General features: G+C 71.4%; 13 protein-coding genes and 2 pseudogenes. 7 read left to right on the forward strand and 8 right to left on the reverse strand.

Annotated elements, in window-relative coordinates; genetic code table 11:
* Positions 1–86: 86 nt before the first annotated feature.
* The gene (locus IE242_RS28435) at positions 87–2,957 is read right to left on the reverse strand and encodes a helix-turn-helix transcriptional regulator (RefSeq protein WP_189864200.1); all 2,871 of its coding nucleotides are present in this window, start codon (positions 2,955–2,957) and stop codon (positions 87–89) included.
* A 177-nt stretch (positions 2,958–3,134) separates the two neighbouring features.
* On the opposite strand from IE242_RS28435, the gene IE242_RS28440 reads away from it, so the two are divergent.
* Both IE242_RS28440 and IE242_RS28445 read left to right on the forward strand, forming a co-directional pair.
* Entirely contained in the window at positions 3,135–4,049 is a 915-nt protein-coding gene (locus IE242_RS28440) for an MBL fold metallo-hydrolase (protein WP_189864202.1), read from the forward strand.
* Between the two features lie 22 nt (positions 4,050–4,071).
* Positions 4,072–5,559: a carboxylesterase/lipase family protein gene (locus tag IE242_RS28445; protein WP_189864204.1), complete on the forward strand. Its 1,488-nt coding sequence runs from the start codon at positions 4,072–4,074 to the stop codon at positions 5,557–5,559.
* 304 nt (positions 5,560–5,863) lie between these two features.
* Here IE242_RS28445 and IE242_RS28450 read toward each other — a convergent pair whose 3' ends face one another.
* Positions 5,864–6,820, reverse strand: a complete 957-nt coding sequence (locus IE242_RS28450; protein WP_189864314.1) for an NAD(P)-dependent alcohol dehydrogenase — start codon at positions 6,818–6,820, stop codon at positions 5,864–5,866.
* A gap of 120 nt (positions 6,821–6,940) precedes the next feature.
* Between IE242_RS28450 and IE242_RS28455 the strand changes: the two genes are divergently transcribed.
* Positions 6,941–7,552, forward strand: coding sequence for a TetR/AcrR family transcriptional regulator (locus IE242_RS28455; RefSeq protein WP_189864206.1), 612 nt, complete (start codon positions 6,941–6,943; stop codon positions 7,550–7,552).
* Here IE242_RS28455 and IE242_RS28460 read toward each other — a convergent pair.
* Positions 7,553–8,085: pseudogene (locus tag IE242_RS28460) on the reverse strand (transposase); the annotation flags it as partial.
* Between the two features lie 241 nt (positions 8,086–8,326).
* Positions 8,327–8,584, reverse strand: coding sequence for a hypothetical protein (locus IE242_RS28465; protein ID WP_189864208.1), 258 nt, complete (start codon positions 8,582–8,584; stop codon positions 8,327–8,329).
* A gap of 111 nt (positions 8,585–8,695) precedes the next feature.
* On the opposite strand from IE242_RS28465, the gene IE242_RS28470 reads away from it, so the two are divergent.
* Positions 8,696–9,349 carry a GNAT family N-acetyltransferase gene (locus IE242_RS28470; RefSeq protein WP_189864210.1) on the forward strand — a complete coding sequence of 218 codons (654 nt, stop codon included), beginning with the start codon at positions 8,696–8,698 and terminating at the stop codon, positions 9,347–9,349.
* A gap of 488 nt (positions 9,350–9,837) precedes the next feature.
* On the opposite strand, the gene IE242_RS28475 is transcribed toward IE242_RS28470, so the two are convergent.
* Both IE242_RS28475 and IE242_RS28480 read right to left on the reverse strand, forming a co-directional pair.
* Positions 9,838–11,064: an FAD-dependent monooxygenase gene (locus IE242_RS28475; RefSeq protein ID WP_189864212.1), complete on the reverse strand. Its 1,227-nt coding sequence runs from the start codon at positions 11,062–11,064 to the stop codon at positions 9,838–9,840.
* Positions 11,061–12,458, reverse strand: coding sequence for an MFS transporter (locus IE242_RS28480; protein WP_189864214.1), 1,398 nt, complete (start codon positions 12,456–12,458; stop codon positions 11,061–11,063). Before IE242_RS28480 ends, IE242_RS28475 begins: the two co-directional genes overlap by 4 nt.
* 332 nt (positions 12,459–12,790) lie before the next feature.
* Between IE242_RS28480 and IE242_RS28485 the strand changes: the two genes are divergently transcribed.
* A complete protein-coding gene (locus IE242_RS28485; protein WP_189864216.1) occupies positions 12,791–13,444 on the forward strand; it encodes a TetR/AcrR family transcriptional regulator in 654 nt (217 codons plus the stop codon).
* A gap of 58 nt (positions 13,445–13,502) precedes the next feature.
* Here the strand turns inward: IE242_RS28485 and IE242_RS28490 are convergent.
* Positions 13,503–14,051: pseudogene (locus IE242_RS28490) on the reverse strand (4Fe-4S dicluster domain-containing protein); the annotation flags it as partial.
* A gap of 611 nt (positions 14,052–14,662) precedes the next feature.
* Here IE242_RS28490 and IE242_RS28495 point away from each other — a divergent pair.
* Complete coding sequence (locus IE242_RS28495; protein WP_189864218.1) at positions 14,663–15,574, forward strand: universal stress protein; 912 nt, start codon at positions 14,663–14,665, stop codon at positions 15,572–15,574.
* A gap of 97 nt (positions 15,575–15,671) precedes the next feature.
* Complete coding sequence (locus IE242_RS28500) at positions 15,672–15,917, forward strand: SHOCT domain-containing protein (RefSeq protein ID WP_189864220.1); 246 nt, start codon at positions 15,672–15,674, stop codon at positions 15,915–15,917.
* 91 nt (positions 15,918–16,008) lie between these two features.
* On the opposite strand, the gene IE242_RS38685 is transcribed toward IE242_RS28500, so the two are convergent.
* Positions 16,009–16,134: a hypothetical protein gene (locus IE242_RS38685; RefSeq protein ID WP_268249503.1), complete on the reverse strand. Its 126-nt coding sequence runs from the start codon at positions 16,132–16,134 to the stop codon at positions 16,009–16,011.
* Positions 16,135–16,161: the final 27 nt, after the last annotated feature.

Consider the following 16,161-nt stretch of genomic DNA (forward strand, 5'->3'; position numbering starts at 1 on the left):
CCGCAGAGCACGTCCCTGCCCCCACCGCAAGTCCTCGGGTGTCGCCAGAACTCAGAGACATCGCCCTCCGTCGAAACCGGGCGTTCTCAGCTCTGAGCGACAGGTGGTGTCGGATCCAGTCGACAAACCCACCCTGCTGATCGCCGACCTGCACCCCGACGGTGTCCCTGTTCCTGGTGGGCCGCAGTCGCGAGGGTCCCCTCGACGAGGTCGCGCAGCTGGGAACGGGCGGTGATGCCCAGCTTGGGGAAGCTGCGGTAGAGGTGCGAGCTGACCGTGCGCGGGGAGAGGAAGAGCCTTTCGCCGATCTCACGGTTGGTCAGCCCGCGGGCGGCGAGCCGGACGATCTGCTGCTGTTGCGGGGACAGTTCGGCGAGCGCGTCGGGGGCCGCATCCGTGGCGTCGAGGCCGGCGGCGCGCGATTCGGCCCGGGCTCGCTCGATCCACGGGCGCGCGCCCAGGCGACGGAAGATCTCCAGGGCCTCGGTGAGCGGCCCACGCGCCTCTGCGATGCGCCGACGGCGCCGCAGCCACTCGGCGAGGTCGAGCAGGGTCTGTGCACGTTCGAAGGGCCAGTACTCCAGTACCGGGTCCGCCAGAGCCGCCCGGAAGTGCGGTTCGGCGTCCTCGGGGTCCGCCAGCAGGCCACGGGCTCGGCTGATCAGCGCACGCAGACGAGGCGAAGCGTGGTCCGCCAGCGCAGCCGCCGAGCGCTCGACGATCGTGGCAGCCTCCTCGTGGCGGCCGCAGCGCACGGCGGCGGCGGCCAGATCCGCGAGGGCCGGGTAGGAGGCGTGGTAGTGCATGGGCGCGCCGTCTGCCGCGAAGACCATGCGGAGGTGGCCGTACGCGGTCTCGTAGGCGCCTTCCGCGGCTGCCGCGGCACCGAGCGCGCGATGGGCGTAGACGGCGACCGAGCGGCTTTCCAGCGGATCGATCAGAGTGAGCGCGTCCTCGGCCCGGGTTCGGGCCGAGGACGGATCGCCCTGGAAGGCCAGCAGGGTGGCGTCCACCGCGGCCGCGCAGGCCACGGCGTGGTCGAGGCCGGCCACCCGGCCGATGGCGGTGGTGCGGGCGCAGGCCTCACGGGCCTGTTCCCACCGTCCTCGCTCCGCATAGGCCCAGGCGACCGCGCCGCCCAGTCCCTCGGGCAGCGCTCCCCGCACCTGCCAGCGGTCGAAGGCCTCGTCGAAGGCGCGGACGGCCTGCGGAGTCTCGTCCAGGAGCCACGCCATGATCCCGACGGCGGTGAGCCGCTCCGGCCGGTCCTTCGCCTCGGCGATCAACCGCGGCAGCGAAGAGAGGAGTTGGTCCCGGTCGTCGAAGGGGCCCGACACGGTCCTCACCCAGGTGCGCAAGCCTGCGTGTGGGGCGTTCTCGGGAAGGCGCCGCAGGATGTCCTGGATGCGGTGGCGCTGGGTGTCCTCCCCGGAGTAGAAGCGGACCACGGCGGCGCCGGCCACGAGGTCCAGCGCGGCCGCGGGCTGGGAGACCGTCAACTCCTCGGCCGCGTCGGCCAGCCGGGAGAAGACCACGGGGTGGCGGACGGTCAGGACCGCCAGCCGTCCGGCCTGCACGGCGGCGGAGGCCAGCAGGGTTGCGTCAGCCGTGCGCGTGCGTGCCGCGGCGACCAGTTCCTCGACCCAGGCGATGTCTCCGGTGAACACGGCTGCCGCGGCGGCTTCGACCAGCAGCCGGGCACTGTCCTCGCGCTGCGGTGCGAGTTCCGCGGCGCGCTGCAGGGCCTGAGCCGCCGCTGCATGGCCGCCGCGGCGGCGGGCCCGTCCGGCGGTCCGTTCGAGCTCCGCCGAGACGGCCGCGTCCGGGTGCGGGCAGGCGGCCGCACGATGCCAGGCACTCCGGTCCGGTTCGTCCCGCAGCATCTCGGCGAGCGCGAGGTGGGCCTCGCGCCGGTCGCCCAGGGAGGCGGCGTGATACACGGCGGACCGGACCAGTGGGTGGCGGAACCGGACGTCGTGGCCGGTCCGCCGGACCAGTGCGGCCCGCTCGGCGGGCGGCCAGATCTCGTCCCCGGCGTGCGGCAGCCCGGCCGAGAGGGCGATCGCGGAGTCGGCGCTGTCCATGGCGGCCAGGAGCAGCAGAGCCCGCGTGGTGGCGGCGGGGAGGCCGTTCAGGCGGGCGGCGAAGATCCGCTCCAGGTGCTCGGTGAGCGGAAGCGGACCTGCGGACGGCAGCCCCGCAGCCGTGTCCTGTGCCGATGCTGTCCTCGTCAGTTCCACCAGTGCCAGCGGGTTGCCGCCTGCCTGGTCGAGGATCCGCGACCTGATGTGGCCAGTGGGGCTCTTCGGCTGCAGGCGCAGCAGCTGAGCGGCCGCAGCGTTGTCGAGCGGTTCCAGGGTCAGCGTCGGCACATGACGGTCGAATCCCGGAAGGTGATCGCCGCCGCGGGCCCCGATCAGCATCGTGACCGGTTCACCTTCCAACCGTCTGGCGGCGAAGGACAGCGCGTCCAGGGAAGCACGATCGAACCACTGCGCATCGTCCAGCACCACGAGCACTGGTTGGTGGTCGCCCAGGCCTGACAGCAGGCTCAGGACGGCGACCCCGACCAGCATGAGATCGGGTTCCGGCGTGGCCGGCCCCTTGCCGAAGGCGTCGTGCAGCGCAGCGCGCTGCCTCCCCGGCAGTCCGTCCACCTCGGCCGGCACCGGCCGCAGCAACTGATGCAGCGCGGCGAACGCCAGGCTCGACTCCGACTCGCTCCCCTCGGCACGCAGTACGCGAGCACCGCCGGCCTCAGCCCGGCGCACCGCGTGCTCCAGCAGCGCGCTCTTGCCCGTGCCCACATCACCGACCAGCATCAGCACCGGGTCGGCCGACACCGAGTCCACCGCACGGAAGAGGCGTGCCAGTTCCGCGTCCCGGCCGACGATCAGCTCTCCCGGATGCGGCTCCGGTCCCCTGACCGCACCGCGGTCGCCTGTGTGCTTGTCCACGGAGTCTCCTGGAAATGCGGCTCTCGATCGGAGCCGCCTTGCTCTGGCCCATCCAGGCTACAAGCGGCCGGTCCGGTGCCGGGCCATGCGCACAGGTGCAGTCACGTTACGGATACCGCGCACGCCGAGGCCGCTCGTACGGTTCCAGTGATACCTCCTCATCACCAAGGACATCCCATGGAACAAATCACGCTCGGCGACGTCACCATCACACGGGTATGGGAGTACTTCGGTTCCGCCGAAATGACGCCCGACACCTTCTTCCCTGGAAGTCCGAAGGAAGTGTGGAACGACAGCGCCTCCTGGCTGACCCCGCATTTCCTCGATTCCGAGACCAATATCGTCAATACCGCCATCCAGACCTGGCTGCTGCGCAGCGGAGGCAAGACCGTCCTCGTCGACACCGGCGTCGGAAACCACAAGGACCGCCCGTACGCGCCGGTCTGGAACCGCCTCGAAACAGGCTTCCTGGCCAATCTCGCGCACGCCGGCGTCCAGCCCGAGGACGTGGACATCGTGATCAACACACATCTCCACATCGATCACGTCGGCTGGAACACGTACCTGGACGGCCGGCAGTGGGTACCTACCTTTCCCAACGCCACCTATCTGATGCCGAAGGACGACTTCGACTTCTGGAATCCCGGAAACGGCCACCAGCCACTGCTCGGCCGCGGCAACCAGAACGTCTTCGAGGACAGCGTGGCCCCGGTGCACCAGGCCGGCCAGACGTTGCTGTGGGAGAACAGCCACCAGATCGACGCCGACCTCCGCCTCGACGCCGCTCCCGGACACACCCCCGGCTCCTCCGTACTGACTCTCACCTCCGGGACGGACCGCGCGGTGTTCGTCGGGGACATGCTGCACAGCCCCGTGCAGATCCTCGAGCCCGACTCCAACAGCTGCTTCTGCGAGGACCCCGCGGGCGCCCGCGCCACCCGCCGCAAGGTGCTGGGCTGGGCGGCCGACAACAACGCACTCGTGATCCCCGCGCACCTCGGCGGCCACGGCGCCGCCGAAGTGGCACGCGAGGGAGACACGTTCGCCATCAAGGGCTGGGCCCCCTTCGCCCCGTACACCGAGCAGGGCTGAGACCCTGCGGAAAGGCACCACTGTGAACCATCACCCCGACCCCGTCGTGACCACGGCACAGGGGGCCGTCCGTGGCCTGCGCCAGGGCGACACCACCGCCTTCCTGAACATCCCCTACGCCGCCCCGCCCCGCGGCGCCGGCCGCTTCGCGCCGCCGCGGCCGCACGAGCCGTGGGACGGCGTACGGGACGCCACCGCGCCGGGACCCAACGCGCCGCAGTCCGAGCGCAAGCTCGGCAGCGTCGACATGTCCCCCTACTTCGGCACCGGCTGGAGCCGCGGCGAGGACTACCTCACGGTCAACGTCTGGACGCCTGAGGTCGGCGGCGACCTGCCCGTCATGGTGTTCGTCCACGGCGGCGGATTCGTCGCCGGATCGACGCGGTCCGCACTGTACGACGGCTCCGCCTTCGCCCGCGACGGCGTCGTCCTCGTCACCCTCAACTACCGGCTCGGCATCGCCGGGTTCCTCGACATCCCCGGCGCGCCCGCCAACCGCGGGCTGCTCGACGTCGTCGCCGCGCTGGGCTGGGTGCGGGAGAACATCGCCGCCTTCGGCGGAGACCCGCAGAACGTCACCCTCTTCGGCCAGTCGGCCGGGGCGACCGTCGTCGGCGGCGTCCTCGCCGCCCCGGCGGCCGCCGGTCTCTTCCGCCGGGCGATCGTCCAGAGCGGCAGCGGCCTGGGGGCGTTCACCACCGAGCAGGCCGCCCGCGTCACCAGGGCAGCAGCCGAGGTCCTGGGCATCGAGCCCCAGGTCGACGCTTTCGCGGACATCTCCGACGACCGCCTGGTCGAGGCCGCCTCCCGGCTCGCGGGCATCGACCTGCACACCGGCACGCACCACGACCCGCTGATCGGACTCAGCCCCTTCAGCCTGGTCCTCGACACACAGCCCGCCGAATCCGTCGCCGCCGGCCTCGGTGCCGACATCGACCTGCTCATCGGGACCAACACCGAAGAGGGACACCTCTATCTGGTTCCGGTGGGCAAGTACGCCACCTCGACCGCCGGTGACGTCGACGATGCGGCGGCGCGCTCGCACCCGCAGCCGGCGCGACTCGTCGAGACGTACCGGAAGGCACGCCCCGAGGCGTCCTTCGGCGAGCTGCGCTCCGCCATCATGGGCGACGCGCTGTTCGGCGCAGGCAGCTGGGCCTTGGCCGGCGCTCATGCCGGCCGCCCCGCATCCGCCACCTACGCCTACGAGTTCGCCTGGCGCTCGCACGCCCTGGACGGAGAGCTCGGCGCCACCCACGCGGTCGAGCTGCCCTTCGTCTTCGATGTCGCCCACCTTCCGCAGCTGCACGGATCCGCCGCCCTGCTCGGCCCTGACAAGCCCCCCGCGGATCTCGCCGCCCGTATGCACGAGACATGGGTCCGGTTCGCCAGGACCGGCAACCCCGGCTGGGACCCGTACGACGACGAGCGCCGGGCCACGATGCGCATCGACGCCGAGTGGACCCAGGTCGACGACCCCCGCAGCCAGGAACGACAGGCCTGGCGCTGACCCTCCGGCCACCGTTCCCAAGGAAGGGACGTCTTGGGAACGGAGGCCTTCTGGACGAACTCGCCGCGCACACCCTCGCGGAGGAGATCGCCGAACGGTCCGCGTGCCACTGGGGTCGACACCACGCCGATGCGGTAAGCGCCGTGCTGTACCGCAGCCTGGCCGACCTCGCGGACGTCCTTCTGGAAGTGTCGGAGTCGACCCCGACACCCCTGGACCGGACTGCCGACGACAACAGCGAGAGGTACGCCACCGAGATGATCGACGGGATGGCGTACAACCTGCTGAGGCAGACGCCGCCGCGCTATGAGCGCCGCATGTCGATGACGTACTTCCCGCGGACGCCGCCTGCTTCGAGCCTGCGGTGCGCCTCCGCGACGTCGGTCATGGGAAAGACCGTGTCGGTCACGGGACGGACGGCTCCCGTCTCGGCGTACTGGGTGAGTTCGGCGATGCGGCCGGGGGACGGGTTGTTGCTGAAGAGTTTGACCTGCCGGGGCCGGACGGCGGCCCGCAGGACCGTGCCGAGCATGGACGTGAGGACGCTGTCCGTGTCGAAGGCGAGTGCGACCATGCGTCCCTTTCGGGTGAGGCGGGCCTGGTAGTCGCCGAGGTCGGTGCCGACCATGTCGAGGATGACATCGAAGCGGCCAAGGTCTTCCGGCCGGGTCGTGCGGTAGTCCAGGGCCGCATCGGCGCCGAGTTCCCTGACCCAGTCGAGGTTGCGGGCGCCGGCGAGGGCGGTGACGTCGGCGCCGAGGGCCTTGCCCAGTTGCACGGCGACGCTGCCGACACCTCCGGTGGCCCCGCGGACCAGGAGGCGCTCGCCGGGTGTGAGGCGGGCCTTGTCCGTCAGGGCGGTCAGGGCGGTGGTGCCCGACACCGGAAGGGCGGCGGCTTCGAGCAGGCTCAGGTTCCCGGGTGCTCTGGCCAGCCGCTGCTCGGGTACGGCGACGTAGTCGGCGATGGCGCCGAAGGCGAAGTGCGGCATGACTCCCCACACCGCGTCTCCGGCCTGCCAGGTGCGCACCTCGGCGCCTACCGCTGCGACGTGGCCGGCGAAGTCGCCGCCGACGCCGCGGGGGAGGCCGGCGCGGGTGAACCTGCGCATCTTGCCCGCGCGGAAGGCGATCTCCCCGGCGTCCACGCTGGCGGCGTGCACCTCGACGAGTACCTCGCCCGGACCCGGGCGTGGCGTGGGCACCTCGTTGACGCGCAACACCTCCGGCGGACCGAAACGGTCGTACTGCACGGCACGCATGGCACACATGAGCGGTTCCTCCCGGGCTTTCTCGGTTCCCAAAAAGTGGGGTGGCCCCCCAGTTAATCTTCGCTACGATAACCGGAGAGCCACCCCGGTTAGCAAACACAGGAGGTCACCGTGGCCGGCACTGCAGCGCGACGGCCCATGCGCGCGGACGCCCGGCGCAACTATGAGCGCATCCTTGCCGCCGCCGAGCAGTCCTTCGCGGACCACGGCGCCAACGCCTCCCTGGAGGGGATCGCCCGCCGGGCCGGCGTGGGGTCGGCGACCCTGCACCGGCACTTCCCCTCCCGGCGCTCTTTGCTGGAAGCCGTCTTCCACGACCGCGTCGAAGCGCTGTGCGCACGGGCCCGGGAACACGCCCGATCGAGCGGCCCCGCTGCCGCACTCTTCTCCTGGCTGCACGACCTCAACGCCTATGCGGCAGCCAGTCACGGCCTGGTTGCCTCGCTGCTGCACGACGGCCGGGACGCCGACCTGCTGGAGCAGAACGACGACTGCAAGAAGATGATCACTGCCGCGGCCGGCGAACTTCTCCAACGGGCCGAGCAGGCGGGCGAGGTGCGTCCCGGCATGCACGCCGAGGATCTGCTCGTGCTCGTCAGCGCCCTCTCGCTCGCCACGGAGGGCCACGAGGGCGACGCGCAGGCGGGACGGCGGTTGCTGGACATGGCGATCAGGGGTATGCGTTCGCACCCGTGCGAGCGCACTACTGACTTCGGCTCGTGAAGGTGACGCTGGATCGTCGAGAGTCAGTCCGGTGCCCGCTGTGAAGCCGTCGAGGGTGCCGGGTCTGTACTGAAGTCCTTTGAGCCGGTTGCGTACGAGAGCCTCGACTCGAGCCGGTCGAGGGCGACGACGGCGAGGCCGGCCAGGCTGTGTTTGACGTGCGCCCATACCCCCTCGACCGGGTTGAGGTCGGGTGCGTAGGCGGGCAGCAGGAACACCGTCGGCCATTCCCGCTCGGCGGTCAGCTCGCGCATGGCGTGGGAGACATGGGTGCTCAACCGGTCCCACACCAGCACGATCGGTGCCCTGAGGAGCTGGTGGACACCGTCGACCAGCGCGATGAAGTCCCGCTCGCCCAGGCTGCGGCGCCTGCCCCTGCCCGCGGGACGGGTGCGCAGGCGGTGACGGAGCCGGGTCCGGCAACCGGGCCGCATCGCGATCAGCCCGGCCACCGACAGGCGCCCCGAGCGTCGTCCGCTGACGGTCACGACCGGGGTGCGGCGGCGCCGGCCCCAGGTGCGTGCTTCGGGCGGCCGCCGGGTGAAACCCCGTAGTGCTTCCAAGATGTGCCAGAACTGCGCGTCATGAGTTCCCGGTTCCGGGGGGAGAGGTACCGACCGGATGAACGACAGCTTCGACCGGCGGGTATCCAGGAGATCCGGAGCGTCGGTGGCTGTGGTCCCAGCGTTGGATGGTGACGCGGGCCAGCCGGTTGTGGCCGGCGAACTGCGTGCAGAGTCGGCTTTCGTCAGGGAGCTCTTCGGTGCTCAGTTCTCAGGAGAGCTGCTCGAACTTGTGCCCGGCCACGGTGTGTGCGGTGGTGTGTGTCCCTCGCCACAGCGAGCCCAGGGCGCCTCTGCCGTCGGCGTGTGCCGACGGCGCGGCGGCCGGCAGCGCGACCGCGGCGGGAAGCTGGTGCTCACCACGCTCGTCCGTCAGCCCCGGCGCCGTTACCTGCGGATAGCTGACGGCCGCGGTGACCGTGCCGCCCGGCTCCCGCCTCCCTCCTGCAGCGAGCGTCGTATCGTCCATGCCTGACCTTCCGGCACCGTCAACTTCGGCCGTCGTTACGGCGTCCCTTGTAGTGCGCACAGCAGCCGGTCCGCGAAGAGCGGAGATGAGCGACGTACACGGGGGACGCACATGAGGACTGACGGCAGGGTCCGGCGGGCGGTGCCGGAGGACGCCGCTGCCGCGGCGGCAGCGCTGGCCCGGGCGGCGGAGGACGAGGCCGTGGTGAAGTGGATCACACCTGACCCGGCGGTCCGGCGGCGGCGGGCCGAGGAGGCGGGTGAGTACTTCGCCGCCTGGCTCACCGCGATGATGAGTACGGGCGAGGTGCATCTCGTCGAGGCGGGGGGAGCGGTCGCCGGACTGGCACTGTGGCAGTACTCGGACGCTGGGGCCGGCCCTAGGGTCGAGCCGGCGGCCGAGGCGCCGGGGGACGATGCGGACGACGTCCTGCGGCGGGTGTATGGCGACGACCTTCCCCGGCTCCTCCTGGTGAACGAACTGGTGGGTGAGCGGCATCCGGCCGGGGTCTCGTACTGGTATCTCGCGCAGATCGTGGTCGTGCCGGAGCTGCGGGGGCGCGGCCTGGGCGGGGCGCTGCTGCGCCACCAGCTCGAGCGGGTGGACGAGCAGGGCACGGCCGCCTACCTGGAGGCCAGCTCGCCGCGGAACCGGGTGCTGTACGAGCGGCACGGGTTCCGGGCGCTCGGGGGACCGGTGGTACTGCCGGACGGCGGCCCGCTGCTCCAGCCCATGTGGCGCCCCAGGGCGGACCGCGGGGAGTGATCAGTATGGCTCCTCCACGTCATGGATGGAGCACGAGTCCTGCATGTCCTTGTGACAGGCACGCGTGCACCCTGCTGGTGCCCCCGCACCGCTTCCGGACCGCGATGGGTACGTCCTGCCTTCGTCCTGCACCTCCCAGTGACGCCTCATGGCCATCCGGTAGCGGTGCCGGTCACCGCAGGTCTCGGCCACGTAGTACGTCGTCCGTTCCCCGGCCTGCTTCCACGGTGTTCTCGTCCGGCGGTACGTCGCCCAGGGAGCGGCTGTCGGCCGGAGGTCCGTGACTGCTGCCGTCGAAGGCGTCGGCGAGTCCTGCCGGTCGCACCGCCTCGCGCGCGAGGAGCTGGGCAACCTCGCCGACGCGCGCCTGTGAGGCGGACTGTCCGGCGTACAAGAGGTATGGGAAGGGGAGCCGCCACCAGCGCCGGGTCCGGACCTCTGGTCCGGGGCGCCGGTGACGCCCCCGTCATGGGCGCGCGTACCCGGGTTCACGCCATGGGGACGCGTGCGGGCAGGGTGAGGGCTGAATGGGCCGGTCGTCCCTCCGTGGCCGTGGCAGGCATGGCGCTGAGACTGCGCAGCAGGTCGTTGCGCTGCTCCAGTGCCCGGGCGGTGGTCGGGAAGAGTGTGGCATCACCCTCGCCGACCAGATCCTGATTCACGGTCACGAACGCGCGGGTGTGGTGTTCGTAGGCGGCGAAGCCCGCGGCGTGGTCCCGGTCGGCCAGGGAAGCGGCGAGCATGTACGCGCCGACGAGCGCGAGGTTGGTGCCCTGTCCGGTGAGGAACGAGGGCGCGTACGCGGCGTCGCCCACCAGCGCGACCCTGCCGCTGGACCAGCGGGGCATGCGGATCTGGCCGACCGCGTCGAAGAACAGGTCGTCCGCGTCGCGCAGGGCGGTCAGCATGCCCGGGACCTCCCATCCCGCGTCGGCGAAGACTGCCGCGACCAGGTGCCGTTGGGCTTCCGGGGTCCGGAACGCGTCGAACGGCGGTTCCGGGTGGGCGAGGGTCAGGAGAGCGTGCACGTCGTCGTTGTCCCCCACGGCGTAGAGTGCCGCGGCCCTGCCCGGGGCGTTCCACATCACGGTCTCGTGGGAGAGCCCGAAGGCGTTGCGCAGGGTGAACCCGGCGAAGCAGTAGCCGAGGTACCGGTGGAACTGCTCTTCGGGGCCGAACACCAACGTGCGGGTACGTGAGTGCAGACCGTCCGCACCGACCACCATGTCGAACGTACGCCTGCCGCCCCCACGGAAGGTGACGTCGACCCCGTGGCCGGACTGGTCGAGGGTGTCGACGGAGTCGTCGAACAGGAACTCCACGTCGTCACGGACCGCCGTGTGGAGAGCGTCGGTCAGGTCCCCGCGCCGCACTTCCAGGTCCCGTCCCGCGACACCGCCGGTGACGGCGTGCGGGGCGACCGTGGCCACCTCGCCGCCGTCCTCGTCGAGGAAGGTCAGCCGGCGCAGGTCGATGTGCGCGTCCCGCAGTCGCGGCAGGATCCCCGTCCTCCGGACGACCTCGAGTGCGGTGCCGCGCACGTCGACGGGATAACCACCGTCACGGAGTGCGGCCGCCTTCTCGACCACCGTGACCGCGCATCCGTAGCGGTTCAGCCAGAACGCGAGGGCGTGCCCCGCGACACCGGCCCCGGATATCAGGATCTTGCGCCTCGGCGTGGTACGGGTGTTCCTCGCCAGGTCGGTGCCGGTCATTCCTTGACTCCTTTGCTCATGGTGCGGGCGACGAGCAGGGACAGCGCCGTGACGGTGCCGGCTATGACGAAGCCGGTGACGAAGGCCGATTCGGCCGGGACGTCCGATCCGGAAGGGGTCGCGGCGGTGAGGAGCGCACCACCGGCCTGCGCACCCACGGCGTAGCCGAGCACGCGGGTCACCAGGACCAGGCCGGTGGCGATGCCGGTGTCCCCTCGATCGACGGATGTGGCGGTGCCGGTCACCATCGCCGTGACGCACAGGCCGTTGGCGAGCGAGATCATCGCCTTGCCGACGACGAGGTGCCAGACCTCGGTGTGCACGGCTGCCAGGGCGAGCAGGGCGGCGGCCATGAGGACGATCCCGGCGGTGACCACGGCACGCGAGCCGAAACGCCGCGCCCCGATCCCGCTGACCGGCCCGGCCAGCGTCGCGGCCACGGCGCCGGGCAGCAGGTAGAAGCCGATCTCGGTGGCGTCGGCCCCGAAGCCGTACGCGTCGGCGGGCGCCGCGAGCAGTTGCGGGACGAGATAGACCGCCACCGAGGTACCGACGCAGATCACGAACGTCAGCACACACGACTTCCACACCGCGGGCCGTGCCAGCATGCGCAGATCGACCATCGGTGAGGCCGCACGCCGCTCGACGGCCGTCCATCCGGTCACGAAGGCGGCCAGCACCACGACGAGGGCGCCGAGCACGAGGGGCCGCGAGCCGATGTCGGGCGCCAGCGCGAGGACGAGCATGAGCGTGACCAGCGTCCCGCTCAGGAGAACCAGGCCGGGCCAGTCGGTCCCGGCGTCGTCCGACCGGCCCGGCGGATCGTGCGGCATCAGCCTGTTCACCAGCAGGGTGGCCCCGATGACCGCGATCGTCGGCAGCGCGAACATCCAGTGCCGGGACAGCCCTTCCGCCACGGGCCCGGCCGACAGCGTCCCCGCCATCCCGCCGCCCACGAACAGCCCGCTGACCACCCCGATGGCCACCTTCGACTCTCCCGCGGGGAGGTGTGCGCGCACCAGGATGAACGACAGGGGCAGCGCACCCACCATCGCCCCCTGCAGGACCTGACCGAGCAGCAGCACCGGCAGGTTCGGCGCCAGGGCGGACACCAGACCACCGGCACAGACCACCGCCATCAGCCGGACCAGGACCCGTTTCCCGCCGTAGCGGTCGCCTAACTTGCCCGCGACCGGTGTGACGAGCGCGCCGGTGATGAGGAGCACGATGCTGAGTAACGCCCCTTCGGCGGGACTCATGTGCAGTTCGCGTTGCAGGAGCGGGAGCGTCGGCGTCACCACCGACTCCAGGGCGCCGGTGGCGACTGCCAGCAGGCCGAGGGTGCCGACAGCGGCCTTCCCGATGCGGACCGGGGGAGCCAGGGTCGTGGTCATGGACGTCCTTTCCGTCATGGCCGGGTGAGGAAGGGGTCGGCCGCACGCATGACGCTGCCGCCTTGCCGGGCCCGGCGCGGGCATGGCGGCCCTTCACGCGGGGCGCGGTGTGCACGGTGCTTCGTGGACGTGGACGTGGACGTGGACGTGGACGTGGGCGTGGGCGTGGACGTGGACAGGTCAGAGGTCGTCCGACGGGGTGAACCCGGGGAAGCGGTATTCGAGGCGGCGCGTGCACGGCTCCGCCGGGCGGAGCGGGCGTACAAGTGCGGCACGCTCCATGAGTCGAGATTACACTACACCGTGCAGTGTAGTAAGGTTAGGATGTGCCCATGCCGACCGCGAAAACGCCGACCACGAAGACACTGCGCGAGGGGTCCGCCCGGAAGCGGGCCGCCATCCTCTCGGCGGCCCGGGAACTGTTCCTCGCCGACGGCTTCGAGCGGTCCAGCGTCGACGCGGTCGCCGCCCGGGCCGAAGTGTCCAAGCGGACGGTCTACGACTACTTCGGCGACAAGCAGACGCTGCTGCGAGCAGTCGTCGACGCCGTCGGCCAGTCACTGATCACCACGATCCGGCACACCCTCGACGACACCCTCACCGGCCTCACCGAGGACGCCGACCTCGAGGACGCCCTGGTCACCTTCTCGATGCGCATCGCGACCGACATGCTCGGCTCGGCGGAGTACGCAACGCTGCAACGACTGGTCCGGGTGGAATCCGGCCACCTGCCGCACCAGGGCTACAACTCCATGGCCGACACCCCCGACGAGGCGCTCGCCGAGCGGTTCGCCGCCCTCGCCGCGGCCGGGCTGCTCGACGTCCCCGACCCCCGCCTCGCGGCCGACCAGTTCATCGCGCTGACCTTCGGCGTCGCGCTGGACAGGCTCGGTTCCGCGAACGCCGCGGAGGACACCCGCGTCCGGCCACTCGTCGTCGAGGGAGTGCGGACCTTTCTCCGGGCGTACCGAACCATGCAGGGCTGAGACAGCACGAGCAGCCCACGCGGCCGGACCCTCCGAACTGGTCGCACCACGCGGACAGTTCGTGGGTGGGCCACTGCCGGTAGCGGCTGCGCGGCGTGACGCGCACCGGGCCGCCGTGGAGGTGGGAGAGGTCGAGGTCGAAGCAGAACTCCCAGCGCTGCCACCGCTCGGCGTGGTCGCCGGTGAGGTCGGTGACCTCCTCGGTGGTCGTGCAGAAGCGGGTCGGGTACACCATGGTGCAGTTGCCGCAGGTCAGGCAGCGGGCGGCGGCATCGTCCCAGCGGCTCGCCTCCAGGCTCGCGCCCATGAGGTCACGCAGGCTCACCGGGGGCATGGCGCGGCCCATCCGGTCCCGGGCGGCCTCCACCGCGGCACGGCCGCCGCCCGCGAGTCCGGATCGGACGGACGGTGCGGCAGGCTGGTCGGCAGCTCCGCGCCGGCTGTGCTCCCGGCACGGACGAAGAAGCGGTGACCGGCGTCGTCCACGACCTCGGTCAGCGCCAGATCGAAACCCGCGTCGGCCGCCGGGCCGCTGCCCATGGACACACAGAAACAGGTGGCACCGGGCTCGGTGCACTCGGCCGAGATCAAGAAGGCCCTTATGCATCGCCCCGCGTAACCGCCCGTCCGAGAAGTGGTCGCCGGTCAGGATTCGGCCGACCCTGTACGGCGATGGCCCCCAGATCGCATGCCCACACCCCGAGGAAGGCGTACGAAACCGGCTCGTACCGTCTCGTGCCCCGCGAGGACGGCGCGGTCATCGCCCACACCACGGGCCCCCAGTCGTGAAAGACGTTCCTGCACCCGCAGCGCGCGAAACCGACGACCGTACGGCTCCGCGCGGCCAGTGCCTCGACCAGGGCGTTCGAGTCCGTTGCGGTCCAGGACAGCGGTCGCGGGGCTGGCTGCCATGGTTCCCTCCACAAGCCGAGCCGTGCGGGCTGCTGATACCGGCGGCATCGGCCCCGCGCCGGCACGGGGGCCATGGGTCATTCGGCAGAGGGGGCCTTCTGCCCCTGACACGGTCACCGCGGCTTTCGCGGCGGCCACGTTCGAAGCCCCCACCGGTCTGCTGCCGTCCCGGTACGGACGGACAGGGGCCCGACGTCCCCGACGAGGGCCTGATCGCCCCTCGTCCTGCTCGGTCAGCGGTGCGACGGTGAAGGTGCGGCCCCGTGCTGCGCCTTCGCAGCAGCCCGACGGAAGGCGGTGGGGACGATGGAGCTGCCCCTGGTCGTGGGTGTCGACGGATCGGAACCGAGCCTCTTGGCGGTCGACTGGGCGGTGGACGAGGCCGCCCGGAGGGGATGGCCGCTGCGACTGGTGTACGCCTCGTGGTGGGAACGCTATGAAGGGCTGTCGTCGCCGGGCAGCGTGGAGCGTCCACCGCAGCGTGTGATGGGGGAGGACATCGTCGGATCCGCGGCGGAGCGCGCCCGGCGGCGCAACCCGGATGTGAAGGTGACCGGCGAGGTACTGGCGGAGGAAGCGGTGTCCGCCCTGCTGCGCGAAGCCCACAACGCCTCGGCTCTGGTGACGGGGTCCCGTGGCCGCGGAGAGCTGAAGGGGCTGCTGCTCGGTGCGGTCGGCCTGGCCGTGGCAGGTCGTGCCCGCTGTCCGGTGTTCGTGGTCCGTGGCGACGAGGCGGGCCTGGCCGGCGCACATGAACGGATCATGCTCGGCGCGGGCGAGGCCGGGACGAGCGGCGACGCGGTGCGCTTCGCCTTCCGCGAGGCCGAGACACGCGCGTGCCTCCTCGAGGTCGTACGCGCCTGGCGCTGTCCCGCGCACAAGACCGCCGATCACCCCTTGCTGGTCGGAGAACCGGCTCACCGCCACGAACAACAGGCGTCCGCCCACCTCGACGCCCTGCTCCACGACGCGGTGGCCGACCATCCCCGGGTCCGGGTACGTCGCAGCACGGTCGAAGGGCCTGCGCACAAGGTGCTCTCGCACCGCTCCGCCGCAGCGGACCTAGTGATCATCGGGGCCCGGCGCAGGCACGGCCACTACGGCCTTCAGCTCGGCCGCGTGGGACACACGCTGCTGCACCATGCCCGGTGCCCGGTGGTGATCGTGCCCCAGCGCGTCCGAACTCCTGCCGATGCGATCGGAGGAGGTGGACGGTGAAAGTGTGGGCCTGCATCGCCCACCGGGCGAGCCGCGTCCGTGGTCCGGAGTCCGTGTACCGAGGAAGTGACCAGCGATGTACTGGAACGGCCGTGGCATGACCGGATGGGGTTGGTTCACGATGTCGATCGGTACGGTCGTGTTGTGGGCCCTGCTCATCACCATCGCGATCCTGATCATCCGCGCCCGGAACCGGGCGTCCGGACCACCGCGCACCTCGGCCTCGGCGCCGCCCGGGCAGTTGCTCGCCGAACGGTTCGCCCGCGGGGAGATCGACGAGGAGGAGTACCAGCGGCGCTTGGCCGTACTGCGGGGGAACGGCTCCGGCCTGGCCGAACACTGACCGGCGGTCGTCCGACGATCGACTGACGCGGCTCGGATCACTCCGTGGGCGGGCACGGCGGATCCCGTGCGCAAGCACCCCTCGTGCGGCGTCACGGGCGCGCCGGCTCGATACGGATGTCGGCGACCCCCTCCACCGCGCGCGCCGCCCGTGCCAGTGACGGCACCGGTGCCCTGACGTGGAACGCACCGCCCAGGGCCACCACGCCCTCGGTCACGCTGACGGTCACCTGCGAGGCGGCCGA

This window comes from Streptomyces poonensis (assembly GCF_014650915.1).
GTDB lineage: Bacteria > Actinomycetota > Actinomycetes > Streptomycetales > Streptomycetaceae > Streptomyces > Streptomyces poonensis.